This is a genomic window from Azospirillum himalayense (assembly GCF_042657465.1).
Classification (GTDB): domain Bacteria; phylum Pseudomonadota; class Alphaproteobacteria; order Azospirillales; family Azospirillaceae; genus Azospirillum; species Azospirillum himalayense.
This window is the reverse complement of sequence record NZ_JBHSLC010000096.1, coordinates 124,076-138,005: the sequence shown is the minus strand read 5'-3', so window position 1 is coordinate 138,005 and position 13,930 is coordinate 124,076. Positions and strand designations below refer to the sequence as shown.

The following is a 13,930-nucleotide window of genomic DNA, read 5'->3' as shown; positions in this document are numbered from 1 at the left end:
GCGAGGAGGGACGCCGTCCTCAGCGCGCCCAGCGCAGGACCAGCGGGTCGAGGCGGCGGGCGGCGTCGAGCAGGCCGGCGCGGCTGGCCGGGTGCGGGTCGGCCAGCGGGTGGCGCACGGCGTCGCAGGCGATGATGCCGCCCTCCTTCATCAGGATCTTGGCGGTGGCGAGCCCGCACTGGCGGTTCTCGTGGTTGATCAGCGGCAGCCAGCGCCCGTAGGCGGCCACCGCCGCCTCGCGGTCGCCGGCCAGGAAGGGGTCGATGATCTGGCGGATGCCGTCGGGATAGCCGCCGCCCGTCATGGCGCCGGTGGCCCCGGCGTCGAGGTCGGCCAGCAGGGTGATCGCCTCCTCGCCGTCCCACGGCCCTTCGATGGCGTCGCCGCCCAGCTCGATCAGCCGGCGCAGCTTGGCGGCGGCCTGCGGCACCTCGATCTTGAAATAGGCGACGTTGGCGATTTCCCGCGCCATGCGGGCCAGCAGCTCCGCCGACAGCGCGGTGCCGCTGACCGGGGCGTCCTGGATCATGATCGGGATGTCGATGGCGTCGGACACCCGCTGGAAGAAAGCGACGATGCCCGCCTCGGGCACGCGGATGGTGGCGCCGTGGTAGGGCGGCATGACCATCACCATGGCGGCGCCCAGCTCCTGTGCGCGGCGGCTGCGCGCGGCGCAGGCGGCGGTGCTGAAATGGGTGGTGGTGACGATGACCGGCACCCGGCCGGCGACGTGGCCGAGGATGGTTTCCATCAGCAGCTCGCGCTCGGCGTCGGTCAGCACGAACTGCTCGGAGAAGTTGGCGAGGATGCACAGGCCGTCGGAGCCGGCGTCGATCATGAAATCGACGCAGCGCGTCTGCCCGGCGAGGTCGAGGTCCCCCGTCTCGGTGAAGATGGTGGGAACGACGGGGAACACTCCCCGGTAGGGGCGGGCGCTGGGGGCCATGGCCGTTGGGGTCCTTCTGTCGGGTGGATTGCAGGCCGGGTCAGCCGGGCGGATGCCCGAAGCGGCCGGGCGGCAGGCCGCGAACGCCGGGATCGCACTCGAACAGCGCGCCGGACAGCGGTTCGTCGGGGCGGCCATGCGCCGCCGTGGTCACGAACAGACGGTCGAGGGCGGGGCCGGCGAAGACGCAGGAGGTGACGCGCGACACCGGCAGCGCGATCGTCCGGTCCAGCGTGCCGTCGGGCCGGAAGCGGCTGACCCGACCGCCGTCCCAATGGGCGACCCACAGGCCACCCTCGGCGTCGCAGGTCATGCCGTCGGGATAGCCGTCGGCCTCGGTAAAGCGGATGTGGGCGCGCTTGCCGGACAACCGCCCCGCGCCGTCCAGATCGAAGGCGTGGATCGTCCGCGCCGCACTGTCGGTGTGGTAGAGCGTCCGCCCGTCCGGCGACAAGGCTGGGCCGTTGGCGACGGTGTAGCCCTCGTCCACACGCGCGATCGAGCCATCGGGGTCGAGCCGGTGGAAGGCGCCGGACGGTGTTTCCTCACCGTCGTCCATGCTGCCGATCCACAGGCGCCCCTGCGCGTCGGCCTTGGCGTCGTTCAGCCGGTTGCCCGGCCGGTCGGGGTCGATCCGCGCCAGTTCCCCGGCGATCACCGCGCGGCCCGGCTCCAGTCGCAGGCGGACCACCCGGCGCGAGCGCAGCCCGGCGATGAAGCCGTCGCCATCGGCGCACTCCACCAGCCAGCAGGCGGCGTCCTCCAGCGCCCAGTCCGTTCGGGACCCGTCGTCCAGCCCGTGGCGCAGGATCCGCGATCCGTGGATGTCGACGAAGAAGACGGCGCCCTGCCCCGGCGACCACAGCGGGCCTTCGCCCAGGAGCGCCCGGGCGGGCCAGACGCAACGAACCTCCTGCGGCATGCCGTGTCGCCTCCCCCTCGCGGTCCCATTCCGAATTTTGTTGACCATGCCAACAATAGGGAGCGTTCTGATAATCGTCCAATACGAATATCGGCGCCGGCGATACGAGATTTCGTATGTCGGCGCCTCGCCAGACCGGAGGCCCCCGCCCGTGACCCCGCACCGTTTCCCGGCCAACTGGTTCCTCAAGGCCCGGCTGAAGCTGCGCCATCTCCAACTCTTCGTGGCGCTCGACGAGCACCGCAACCTGCACCGCGCCGCCGCCAGCCTGACCATGTCGCAGCCCGCCGCCTCGAAGCTGCTGGGCGACCTGGAGGAGTCGCTGGGCGTCACCCTGTTCGAGCGCCATGGCCGCGGCGTCGAGCCGAACTGGTACGGCGGCCTGATGATCCGCCACGCGCGGGCGATCCTCAGTGGCCTGCAGGAGGCGGGGGAGGAGCTGAACGACCTGCTGGCCGGCCACAGCGGCAGCGTTTCCATCGGCACGGTGATGGCCCCGGCGGTCGAACTGGTGGTGCCGGTGATCACCACGCTGACCCGCGATCATCCCGACCTGAAGATCGCCGTGGCGGTGGAGACCAGCGACGTGCTGGCCGAGCGGGTCCGGCAGGGCGTGATGGATTTCGCGATCGGCCGCCTGCCCGACCACGTCGACGCATCGTGCTTCGACTATCAGGAAATCAGCAGCGAGGAGCTGTGCTTCGTCTGCCGCGACGGCCACCCTCTGCTGCGGCTCGGCCGCCCGCTGACCGCGGCCGATCTGGTGGACGCCACCTGGATTCTCCAGCCCCTGGGCAGCCTGCTGCGCAGCCGGGTGGAGGCGCTGTTCCGCGCCGAGGGGGTTCCGCCGCCGCGCAAGGTGATCGAAAGCGCCTCCCCGGTCATCTCCCTGGCGATGGTGGCCGAGAACGATTCGGTCACCGTCTTCGCCCGCGCGCTCGCCCAGGTGTTCTCCCCCACCGGCAGCTGCACCATCGTGCCCTTCCACAAGCGGTTCAGCGTCGAGCCCTACGGCATCTTCTGGCTGAAGGACCGCCCGCTGTCGCCGGGCGCCCGCACCGCCCTGGCCGCCCTGCGGGCGGCGTCCGACGCCAAGATGCGCCGCGCGCTGGAAACGCCGCAGCTCAGTTCCCCAAGCGATACCGAAATGTGTATGGATTCCGCCAATAATCGTATTTGACAGTTATGGTTTTTCGGCCGATTGCTAGCCTTACAAACATTGCGCCACCCGACACCCGTTCAAGAGCCGCGGGTGTGGCCAACCCGGTGCCGCAGAAGGGGGAGGAAATCGGCCCATGTCTTCTTCATTCACGACCACACTGGCCGGGATGGCCGTCGGCGTGCTGGCCCTTACCGTTGCCGCCGCACCAACGTTGGCGCAGGACAAGCCCACCGTCGGCATCGCGATGCCCACCAAGTCCTCGGCCCGCTGGATCGACGACGGCAACAACATGGTCAAGCAGTTCCAGGCCAAGGGCTACAAGACCGACCTGCAGTACGCCGAGGACGACATCCCCAACCAGCTCGCCCAGATCGAGACGATGGTCGCCAAGAACAGCAAGGTTCTGGTGATCGCCGCCATTGACGGCACGACGCTGACCGACGTGCTCCAGCAGGCCAAGGACCGCGGGGTCAAGGTCATCGCCTACGACCGGCTGATCCGCGGGTCGGAGAACGTCGACTACTACGCGACCTTCGACAATTTCCAGGTCGGCGTGCTCCAGGGCAGCTACATCGTCGACGCGCTGGGCCTGAAGGATGGCAAGGGTCCTTTCAACATCGAGCTGTTCGGCGGCTCCCCCGACGACAACAACGCCTACTTCTTCTACAACGGCGCCATGTCGGTGCTGCAGCCCCACATCGACAGCGGCAAGCTGAAGGTGGGCAGCGGCCAGGTGGGCATGGACAAGGTGTCCACCCTGCGCTGGGACGGCGCCACCGCCCAGGCCCGCATGGACAACCTGCTGAGCGCCTTCTACGGCAACCGCCGCGTCGACGCCGTGCTGTCGCCCTACGACGGGATCAGCATCGGCATCATCTCCTCGCTGAAGGGCGTCGGCTACGGCTCGCCGTCGCAGCCGATGCCGGTGGTGACCGGGCAGGACGCCGAGGTCCCCTCGATCAAGTCGATCCTGGCGGGCGAGCAGCGCGCCACCGTCTTCAAGGACACCCGTGAGTTGGCCCGGGTCACTGTGGAGATGGTCGACGCGGTGCTGGGTGGCGGCACGCCGCCGGTCAACGACACCAAGACCTACGACAACGGCAAGAAGGTCGTCCCGGCCTATCTGCTGAAGCCGGTCAGCGTCGACGCGTCGAACTGGAAGAGCACGCTGGTCGGCAGCGGCTACTACACCGAAGCCCAGTTCAAGTGACGAAGCGGCGCGGGGCGGGCGCCATGCGGCATTCATAACCCTCTCCCCTCTGGGGAGAGGGTGGCCCGCAGGGCCGGTGAGGGGGATGTGCTTTTCGGTACGTTCGGCAAAAGCGCAACCCCCTCACCCTGACCCTCTCCCCAGAGGGGAGAGGGGATTGAAAATGCGAGCGCCCCGCAACCGGACTGAAGTGCGCTCGGGCGATCGCGCGATCGGAGGATTCTCATGGACTCCATCCTGGAGCGGTCCAGTCTGGCGATGCCGATCCTGGAGATGAAGGGCATCACCAAGACGTTTCCCGGCGTGAAGGCGCTGGACGACGTCAACCTGTCGGTCCGCGAGGGCGAGATCCACGCGCTGATCGGCGAGAACGGCGCCGGCAAGTCGACGCTGATGAAGGTGCTGAGCGGGGTCTACCCGCAAGGCAGCTTCGACGGCGAGATCCGCTTCCACGGCCAGCCCCAGGCCTTCCGCGGCATCGCCGACAGCGAGCGGCTGGGCATCATCATCATCCACCAGGAGCTGGCGCTCGTCCCCCTGCTGTCGATCACCGAGAACCTGTTCCTCGGCAACGAGCAGGCGAGCCGTGGGGTGATCGACTGGGACGCCGCCACCCTGCGGGCGCGGGAGCTGCTGCGTCTGGTCGGGCTGCACGACCCGCCGGAGACCCTGATCACCGACATCGGCGTCGGCAAGCAGCAGCTCGTGGAGATCGCCAAGGCGCTGTCCAAGAAGGTCAAGCTGCTGATCCTGGACGAGCCGACCGCCAGCCTGAACGAGAGCGACAGCGACGCCCTGCTGGAGTTGCTGCTGCAATTCAAGGCGCGCGGCATCGCCTCCATCCTCATCTCGCACAAGCTGAACGAGATCGCCAAGGTCGCCGACCGGGTGACCATCCTGCGCGACGGCACGACGGTGGAGACGCTGGATTGCCGCGAGGCCGTGGTCAGCCAGGACCGCATCATCCGCGGCATGGTCGGGCGCGCCCTGTCGGACCGCTACCCCCGGCGGACCACCGTGCCCGGCGAGGTGCTGTTCGAGGTCAAGGGCTGGAGCGCCGACCACCCGGCCCATCCCGGCCGGCGCGTCGTCCGCGACGTGAACCTGACCGTCCGCCGCGGCGAGGTGGTGGGCATCGCCGGGCTGATGGGCGCCGGCCGCACCGAGTTCGCGATGAGCCTGTTCGGCCGCTCCTACGGCCGCAACATCCGCGGGCAGGCCTTCCTCGACGGGCGGGAGATCGACGTCTCCACCATCAGCCGGGCCATGGCGAACGGCCTCGCCTACGCGACGGAGGATCGCAAGCATCTCGGCCTCGTGCTCGACAACGACATCCGCCACAACGTCACGCTGGCGAACCTCAGGGGGGTGGCGAAACGCTGGGTCATCGACCATGAGCACGAGGTCCAGGTGGCCGAGGAATTCCGGCGCCGGCTGCGCATCCGCTGCGCCGACGTGTTCCAGGAGACGGTCAACCTGTCGGGCGGCAACCAGCAGAAGGTCGTGCTCAGCAAGTGGCTGTTCGCCGACCCGCAGGTGCTGATCCTCGACGAGCCGACCCGCGGCATCGACGTCGGCGCCAAGTACGAGATCTACACCATCATCAACCAGCTGGTCGCCGAGGGCCGGGGCGTCGTCCTGATCTCCTCCGAAATGCCGGAGCTGCTGGGCGTCGCCGACCGCATCTTCGTGATGAACGCCGGCGAAATGGTCGCCGAGATGCCGGCGGCCGAGGCCAGCCAGGAGAAAATCATGGGAGCGATCATGCGCTCCGGCGAGACGCTGATGTCCGGGGAGGCTCTACCATGAGTGCCGAACTCAACCTTCCGGCGCGCGGTCCGCGGGTGTCCATGGGACGGTTCGTGAAGGCGCACATGCGCGAGTACGGCATGCTGCTGTCGCTGGTCGCGATCGTCCTCTTCTTCCAGTACATGACCGACGGCACGCTGCTGCAGCCGCTGAACCTGACCAACCTCGTGCTGCAGAACAGCTACATCGTCATCATGGCGCTGGGCATGCTGCTGGTGATCGTCGCCGGGCACATCGACCTGTCGGTGGGCTCGGTCGTCGCCCTCATCGGCGCGCTGGCGGCGACGCTGATGGTGCGGCTCCACCTGGATTTCGTCACAACGACGCTGCTGTGCCTGCTGGCCGGGGCGGCGATCGGGGCGGTGCAGGGCTTCTGGGTCGCCTATCTGCGCATCCCCTCCTTCATCGTGACGCTGGCCGGCATGCTGGTCTTCCGCGGCCTGTGCCTGATTTTGCTGGCCGGCCAGTCGGTCGGTCCCTTCCCGGTGGAGTTCCAGCGCCTCAGCTCCGGCTTCATCCCGGACTTCCTGGCGTTGGACGCCTTCAACCTGGGCAAGTTCCACCTGACCAGCCTGCTGCTCTGCGCGGCCGTGGCCGCCGCGATGGTGGCGATGAACACCAGGGTGCGCCTGCGCCGGCAGAGCGTCGCCATCGAGCAGGAGCCGCTGCCGCTGTTCGTGGCGAAGAACGTCGCACTGGCCGCCGTGCTGATCTATGTCGGGCAGTTGATGGCCTCCTACCGCGGCCTGCCCAACGTGCTGATCATCATGAGCGTGCTGATCGCGCTCTACAGCTTCGTCACCCGCAACACCACGGTGGGGCGGCGCGTCTACGCGCTGGGCGGCAACGAGAAGGCGGCCAAACTGTCCGGCATCGACACCCGACGGCTCAGCTTCTACACCTTCGTCAACATGGGGGTGCTGGCGGCGCTGGCCGGGCTGATCTTCGCCGCAAGGCTGAACACCGCCACGCCGAAGGCCGGCGTCTCGTTCGAGCTGGATGTGATCGCCGCCTGCTTCATCGGCGGCGCCTCGGCGTCGGGCGGCGTGGGCCGGGTGACCGGTGCGGTGATCGGCGCCTTCATCATGGGCGTGATGAACAACGGCATGTCGATCCTGGGGATCGGCATCGACTGGCAGCAGGTCATCAAGGGCATGGTGCTGCTCGCCGCCGTCACCATCGACGTCTACAACAAGAACAAGGCGTGAGGGCCATCATGACCCGTTCCACCCCCCTCACCCCCGCCCCGCTCACCCTCGGCATTGTCGGCTTCGGCAAGATCGCCCGCGACCAGCATGTCCCGGCCATCGCCGCCACCGGCCTGTTCCGACTCGCCGCGGTGGTCAGCCCGCACGGCGCCACCCCGGAGGAGACTGGGCACGGCGACGTGCCGGTCTTCCGCAGCCAGGCGGAGATGCTGGCCGCCCTGCCCGGCCTCGACGCCGTGGCGATCTGCACGCCGCCCGCCGTCCGCCACGCCTTGACGGTGGAGGCGCTGCGCGCCGGCAAGCATGTCCTGATCGAGAAGCCGCCGGCCGCCACCCTCACGGAGCTGGGCCTGCTGCTCGACGCAGCCGACACCGCTGGGCGCACGCTGTTCGCCGCCTGGCACTCCCGCTTCAACGCGGCGGTGGAGGAGACGCGGCGGCGGCTGGCCGGCGCCACCGTCCGCCACGCCGCCATCACCTGGAAGGAGGACGTGCGGCGCTGGCATCCCGGCCAGGACTGGATTTTCGCGGCGGGGGGCTTCGGCGTCTTCGATCCGGGCATCAACGCCCTGTCGATCCTGACCGAAATCCTGCCCGGCCCCGTCGTCGTCCGCGACGCCGAACTGCGGGTCCCCGCCAACCGCGACACGCCCATCGCCGCGAAGCTGAGGATGGAAGGCGTTGCGGGCTCCGCCGTCGGGACGGTGACGGCCGCCTTCGACTTCCTTCAGGAGGGTGAGCAGACCTGGGCCATCGCCATCGAGACGGAGAGCGGACGGCTCGACCTGACCCACGGCGGGTCGCGGCTGAGCGTGGACGGCGTGCCCGTGCTGGTCGAGCCGGACGCCGAGTACCAGGGCATCTACCGCCGCTTCCACCATCTGATCGCGGACGCGGCCGGCGACGTCGACGCCCGTCCGCTGCAACTGGTCGCCGACGCCTGTCTGGTCGGGCGCTGGCGCACCACCGACGCCTTTCACTGGTAAAGCGCCGGACACACCGCCCGGCCGACCCTCAACGACGCCCCGAACGAGGCTCCGAACGACCCCGGCGCCGGCCGTCCCCGGTCCGCGCCCCCAACCCGAATTGGTGCCGACATGCCCGATACGAAACCCTCCCCCCAGCACCCGGACATCGGCTCCGGCCGGCGGCTTCGGTCGCGCGCGTGGTTCGACAACCCCGACAACCCCGACATGACCGCGCTTTATCTGGAGCGTTACCTGAATTTCGGGCTGACCCGGGAGGAGCTGCAATCGGGCGCGCCGATCATCGGCATCGCCCAGACCGGCTCCGACCTCAGCCCCTGCAACCGGCACCATCTGGTGCTGGCCGAACGGCTGCGCGAGGGCATCCGCACCGCCGGCGGCATCGCCATCGAGTTCCCCGTCCATCCGATCCAGGAGACCGGCAAGCGGCCGACCGCCTCGATCGACCGCAACCTCGCCTATCTCGGCCTCGTCGAGGTGCTGCACGGCTACCCGCTCGACGGGGTGGTGCTGACCATCGGCTGCGACAAGACCACCCCCGCCTGCCTGATGGCGGCGGCCACCGTGAACATCCCGGCCATCGCCCTGTCGGTCGGCCCCATGCTGAACGGCTGGTTCCGCGGCGAGCGCACCGGCTCGGGCACCATCGTGTGGAAGGCCCGCCAGATGATGGCGGCCGGCGAGATCGACTATCAGGGTTTCATCGAGCTGGTGGCGTCGTCCGCCCCCTCGACCGGCTACTGCAACACCATGGGCACCGCCTCCACGATGAACTCGCTGGCCGAGGTGCTGGGCATGCAGCTTCCCGGCTCCGCCGCCATTCCCGCCCCCTACCGCGAGCGCCAGCAGGCCGCCTACGAGACCGGCAAGCTGATCGTCGAGATGGTCCGCGATGACATCAAGCCGTCGGACATCCTGACCCGCGACGCCTTCCTCAACGCCATCGTCGTCAACTCCGCCATCGGCGGCTCGACCAACGCGCCGATCCACATCAACGCCATCGCCAAGCACATCGGCGTGCCGCTGACGGTGGAGGACTGGCAGACCCACGGGCACGACGTGCCGCTGCTGGTCAACCTCCAGCCGGCCGGCGAGTATCTGGGCGAGGACTTCCACCGCGCCGGCGGCGTGCCCGCGGTCGTCGCCCAGCTCATGGCCAAGGGGCTGATCCGCGAGGAGGCACCCACGGTCAACGGCCGGACCATCGGCGAGAACTGCCGCCGGCAGCCGATCCTCGACACGCGGGTGATCCACCCCATCGACGAGCCGCTGATGCCCAACGCCGGCTTCGTGGTGCTGCGCGGCAACCTGTTCGGCGCCGCCATCATGAAGACCAGCGTCATCTCCGACGAGTTCCGCGAGCGCTACCTGTCCAACCCCCAGGACCCAGAGGCGTTCGAGGGCAAGGTCGTCGTCTTCGACGGGCCGGAGGACTATCACCACCGCATCGACGACCCCGGCCTGGGCATCGACGCCTACACCATCCTGGTCATCCGCGGCACCGGCCCCATCGGCTATCCGGGGGCGGCGGAGGTGGTCAACATGCGGCCCCCCGCCACGCTGATCAAACAGGGCGTCCATTCCCTTCCCTGCATCGGCGACGGCCGGCAGTCCGGCACCTCGGGGTCGCCCTCCATCCTCAACGCGTCCCCGGAGGCGGCGGCGGGCGGCGGGCTGGCCCTGCTGCGCAGCGGCGACCGGGTGCGCATCGACCTGCGCCGCGGCAGCGCTGACATCCTGATCCCGGAGGGCGAGCTGGCCGACCGACGCGCCGCTCTGGAGGCCGCGGGCGGCTACCCCATCCCGCCGTCACAGACCCCCTGGCAGGAGATCCAGCGCGGCATCGTCGACCAGCTCGACGAGGGCATGGTGCTGAAACCCGCCGTCAAGTACCAGCGCGTCGCCCAGACCATGGGCATCCCGCGCGACAACCACTGAACAGGAGAACCGGCAGCGCGTCAGCCCCCACCCTCGAACCGGCGATCCAGCCAAGCGAGGATGCGGAGGTTCAGCAGGGAGTGGCTGCCCATCTCGCACGGCCCGTCGGCGCCCTCGGCGGCGGTGAAGCGCATCAGCGTCCTCGGGCCGGTGAGCGCGTCGAAGACGGCGCCCGCACCGGCCGTCAGGGCATCATCCTCGGCCTGGGTGATCAGGGTGGGGCAGGCGTTGAGCTGCGCGGCTCGCCCGCCACCGAACGGGCGCCGTGGGATCGCCCCCTCCCCTCCGCCCGAAAAAATGTTCGCCCCCTCCTCAAAATCGGCTTGCACGGCACGCTGATATATTAATATGCTCTTCCTCAAGGAACAGCACGGAACGGCCCCGGAGGGGGCACGGGCCGGCGCATGGGGAGGACTGCAATGGCTTCGACCTCCAGGCCCGCCCTGGACGCCCAACCGCCCGGAACCGCTCCGGGGACCGTGCCCGGCAAGGCGCCCAAAACCGTTTTGGGAACCGCGAAGGAACCGCGCCTGTCCGCACGCGCCACGGCCACCGCGGAGATCTACCGGTCGCTGCGCGGGGACATCGTGGCCATGCGGCGCAAGCCGGGGGAGCCCATCGTGGAGAAGCACGTCGCGGAGTCCTTCGGCGTCAGCCGCACCCCGGTGCGTGAGGCTCTGCTGCGGCTGGCCGACGACGGGCTGGTCGAGATCTTTCCGCAGTCCGGAACCTTCGTCGCCCGCATCCCGGTCAACGCCCTTCCCGAAGCGGTGGTGATCCGCACCTCGCTGGAATGCACCGCGGTCCGCTACGCCGCCGTCCGTGCCGCGCGCAGCCAGATCGCAGCGCTGCGGGCCAACATCCTGCTCCAGCAGGAGACGATGGCGGCGGGCGATCTCGACGGCTTCCACGAGGCCGACGAGGAATTCCACCGCCTGATCTCCGAGATCGCCGGCTTCCCCGGCCTGTGGAACATGGCCCAGCAGGTGAAGGTGCAGGTGGACCGCTACCGCCGCCTGACCCTGCCGGAGCCCGGCCGCATCCCGCATGTGCTGGCCGAGCACGGCGGCATCGTCGACGCCATCGCGGCGCGCGACCCGGCCGAGGCGGAACGGCTGATGACGATCCATCTCGGCGCCCTGCTGGAGTCCGTTCCGGACACCCAGGGGGCCAACCCCTTCTTCTTCTCCGGCACGCAGCCGGACGCCCCGTCGAAGACGAAGACAGAAAGCACCCCGTCATGACCACCCCCTTCGACCTCTCCGGAAAGACCGCCCTGGTCACCGGCGGCAACGGCGGCATCGGGCAGGCCATCGCGGTCGCCCTGGCGCGGGCCGGCGCCGACATCGCCGTCGCCGGGCGCACCCCGCCGGACGAGACGCGCGCTCTGGTCGAGGGGCTGGGCCGCCGCTTCGCCGCGATCCCCGCCGACCTGTCCAGCATCGCCCCGATCCCCGCGGTGATGGAGGAAACGGTCGGCACGCTCGGCGGGCTGGACATCCTCGTGAACAACGCCGGGCTGATCCGCCGCGCCGACCCGCTGGACTTCACCGAGGCCGACTGGGACGCCGTCATGGACGTGAACCTGAAGTCGGTCTTCTTCCTCTGCCAGGCCTTCGGGCGCTACGCGCTGGGCAACGGGCGGAAGGGCAAGATCATCAACATCGCCTCCATGCTGTCCTTCCAGGGCGGCATCCGCGTGCCTTCCTACGCGGCGTCGAAGAGCGGCATCGCCGGGATCACCCGGCTGCTCGCCAACGAATGGGCGGGCAAGGGCATCAACGTGAACGCCATCGCGCCGGGTTACGTCGCGACCAGCGTCACCACCGCGCTGCGCGCCGACGAGCGCCGCAACGCCGAAATTCTGGCCCGCATCCCCGCCGGACGCTGGAGCGAGCCCGCCGACATGGGCGGTCCCGCGGTGTTCCTGGCGTCCGATGCGTCCGATTACGTCCACGGCACGATCCTGCCGGTGGACGGCGGCTGGCTCGCCCGCTGACGAGTTGGCTTGCACTGGTAAGGGGAAGACGAGGATGAGCACGGACGTTTTCGTGATCGACGAGGCGGTGGCGTGGCAGGATCTGGGCGCCGGGGTGCGCCGCAAGATCCTTGGCCACAACGACGCCATGATGATGGTGCGCGTGGAATTCGAGACCGGTGCCATCGGGCCGCAGCACCGCCACCCGCACGTTCAGTGCGCCGTGGTCGAGAAGGGCTCCTTCGACGTCACCATCGAGGGCGTCACCCGGCGGCTGGGCACCGGCGACGGCTACATGGTGCCCTCCAACGCCCTGCACGGCGTCGTCGCGCTGGAGCCGGGCGTCCTGCTCGACATCTTCACGCCCCCGCGCGAGGACTTCCTCGCCTGACGAGATCACCCGCCGACCTTCACCCGCTGACCGGCGCGCAGGAACACGCACCGGGCGGCTCCCGGACCCAACCGTCCAAACCAAAGAACCAGCCTGAAGCTGCCGAACAATCGCCAGGAGGACACGCTATGCATCTTTCGACCCGCGGTATCCGCGCCGCCCTTCTCGCCGCCTGCGCGGCCTGCACCCTGCTCGCCACCCCGGTCGTGGCCCGCGATTTCCGCTCCGCGGACATCCACCCGGCCGACTACCCGACCGTCGAGGCGGTCAAGTACGTCGACAAGCTCCTGAAGGAGCGGACCGGCGGCAAGCTCGGCGTGAAGGTCTACCCGAACGGCGCGCTCGGCACCGAGAAGGACACCATCGAGCAGCTGAAGATCGGCGGGCTCGACATGATGCGCATCAACGTGGCACCGCTGAACAACGTGGTGCCGGAGACGATGGTCACGGCCCTGCCCTTCATCTTCCGCTCCACCGAGCACATGCGCGCCGTGCTGGACGGCCCGATCGGCGACGAGATCCTCGCCGCCATGGAGAGCCAGGGCATGATCGGCCTGGCCTTCTACGACAGCGGCTCGCGCAGCATGTATTCGGCCGCCAAGCCCTACAAGACGCTGGCCGACATGAAGGGCGCCAAGATCCGCGTCCAGCAGTCCGACCTGTTCGTCGCCATGATCCAGGCGCTGGGCGCCAACGCCACGCCGATGCCCTTCGGCGAGGTCTACACCGCGCTGAAGACCGGCATCGTCGACGCGGCGGAGAACAACTACCCGTCCTACGAGTCCTCGCGCCACTTCGAGGCCGCCAAGTACTTCACCCTGACCGAGCATGCCATGGCGCCGGAAGTGCTGGTCTTCTCCAAGGTCTCGTGGGACCGCCTGTCCAAGGACGACCAGGCCGCCATCCGCAAGGCCGCCAAGGACTCCGTCCCCTACATGCGCAAGCTGTGGGACGAGCGTGAGATGAAGTCCAAGGACGTCGTCGTGAAGGCCGGCGCCCAGATCGTCGAGGTCACGAACAAGCAGGAGTTCATTGACGCGATGGCTCCCGTCTACAAGCAGTTCGCGAGCACGCCGAAGCTGGACGGCCTCGTGAAGCGCATCCAGGACACGAAGTAAGCACAGTCGAACGCGGCGCTTCCCTTCGGCAGACCGAAGGGCGGCGCCGCGTCATTCGAGGGGAGCCGGCGGCATGGATGTCGAGCTGCAAGCAATGGATCACAGCCCCCCGCAGAGCGCGGGTCTGCTCACGCGGGTGAACGCGCGTCTGGCGCGGTCGGGGATGTGCGTGGCGATGGTCGGCCTGATGGCCATCGTCGGTGTGGTGTTCTATCAGGTCTTCGGCCGCTACGTGCTGAACGACTCGCCGACCTGGGCGGAG

General features: G+C 69.1%; 13 protein-coding genes. 10 read left to right on the top strand and 3 right to left on the bottom strand.

Going from position 1 to position 13,930, the window contains the following annotated elements; all coding sequences use genetic code 11:
* Positions 1–19: 19 nt before the first annotated feature.
* Positions 20–946: a dihydrodipicolinate synthase family protein gene (locus tag ACFPMG_RS27445; protein ID WP_376998378.1), complete on the bottom strand. Its 927-nt coding sequence runs from the start codon at positions 944–946 to the stop codon at positions 20–22.
* Positions 947–986: 40 nt separating this feature from the next.
* Complete coding sequence (locus ACFPMG_RS27440; protein WP_376998377.1) at positions 987–1,868, bottom strand: SMP-30/gluconolactonase/LRE family protein; 882 nt, start codon at positions 1,866–1,868, stop codon at positions 987–989.
* Positions 1,869–2,019: 151 nt separating this feature from the next.
* Here ACFPMG_RS27440 and ACFPMG_RS27435 point away from each other — a divergent pair, with 151 nt between their 5' ends.
* From ACFPMG_RS27435 to ACFPMG_RS27410, 6 genes are all read left to right on the top strand, one after another.
* A complete protein-coding gene (locus ACFPMG_RS27435; RefSeq protein WP_376998376.1) occupies positions 2,020–3,048 on the top strand; it encodes a LysR family transcriptional regulator in 1,029 nt (342 codons plus the stop codon).
* Positions 3,049–3,163: 115 nt separating this feature from the next.
* Positions 3,164–4,240 carry a multiple monosaccharide ABC transporter substrate-binding protein gene (gene chvE / locus ACFPMG_RS27430; RefSeq protein WP_014199946.1) on the top strand — a complete coding sequence of 359 codons (1,077 nt, stop codon included), beginning with the start codon at positions 3,164–3,166 and terminating at the stop codon, positions 4,238–4,240.
* A gap of 225 nt (positions 4,241–4,465) precedes the next feature.
* On the top strand, positions 4,466–6,049 hold the full coding sequence (mmsA, locus tag ACFPMG_RS27425; RefSeq protein ID WP_376998375.1) for a multiple monosaccharide ABC transporter ATP-binding protein: 1,584 nt from the start codon (positions 4,466–4,468) through the stop codon (positions 6,047–6,049).
* Positions 6,046–7,257: a multiple monosaccharide ABC transporter permease gene (gene mmsB, locus ACFPMG_RS27420; protein WP_376998374.1), complete on the top strand. Its 1,212-nt coding sequence runs from the start codon at positions 6,046–6,048 to the stop codon at positions 7,255–7,257. Before mmsA ends, mmsB begins: the two co-directional genes overlap by 4 nt.
* A gap of 8 nt (positions 7,258–7,265) precedes the next feature.
* The gene (locus ACFPMG_RS27415; protein ID WP_376998373.1) at positions 7,266–8,243 is read left to right on the top strand and encodes a Gfo/Idh/MocA family protein; all 978 of its coding nucleotides are present in this window, start codon (positions 7,266–7,268) and stop codon (positions 8,241–8,243) included.
* 111 nt (positions 8,244–8,354) lie between these two features.
* On the top strand, positions 8,355–10,181 hold the full coding sequence (locus ACFPMG_RS27410; protein ID WP_376998372.1) for an IlvD/Edd family dehydratase: 1,827 nt from the start codon (positions 8,355–8,357) through the stop codon (positions 10,179–10,181).
* A gap of 20 nt (positions 10,182–10,201) precedes the next feature.
* Here ACFPMG_RS27410 and ACFPMG_RS27405 read toward each other — a convergent pair whose 3' ends face one another.
* Positions 10,202–10,510 carry a hypothetical protein gene (locus ACFPMG_RS27405; RefSeq protein WP_376998371.1) on the bottom strand — a complete coding sequence of 103 codons (309 nt, stop codon included), beginning with the start codon at positions 10,508–10,510 and terminating at the stop codon, positions 10,202–10,204.
* Positions 10,511–10,600: 90 nt separating this feature from the next.
* Between ACFPMG_RS27405 and ACFPMG_RS27400 the strand changes: the two genes are divergently transcribed.
* From ACFPMG_RS27400 to ACFPMG_RS27385, 4 genes are all read left to right on the top strand, one after another.
* Positions 10,601–11,425 (top strand): GntR family transcriptional regulator, encoded by an 825-nt coding sequence (locus ACFPMG_RS27400; RefSeq protein WP_376998370.1) that lies wholly within the window; start codon positions 10,601–10,603, stop codon positions 11,423–11,425.
* Positions 11,422–12,180, top strand: coding sequence for a 2-dehydro-3-deoxy-D-gluconate 5-dehydrogenase KduD (kduD, locus tag ACFPMG_RS27395; RefSeq protein ID WP_376998369.1), 759 nt, complete (start codon positions 11,422–11,424; stop codon positions 12,178–12,180). The genes ACFPMG_RS27400 and kduD overlap by 4 nt, the downstream gene beginning before the upstream one ends.
* Before the next feature lie 34 nt (positions 12,181–12,214).
* Positions 12,215–12,550, top strand: a complete 336-nt coding sequence (locus ACFPMG_RS27390) for a cupin domain-containing protein (RefSeq protein WP_109469328.1) — start codon at positions 12,215–12,217, stop codon at positions 12,548–12,550.
* 128 nt (positions 12,551–12,678) lie between these two features.
* Positions 12,679–13,668, top strand: coding sequence for a TRAP transporter substrate-binding protein (locus ACFPMG_RS27385; RefSeq protein ID WP_376998368.1), 990 nt, complete (start codon positions 12,679–12,681; stop codon positions 13,666–13,668).
* Positions 13,669–13,930: the final 262 nt, after the last annotated feature.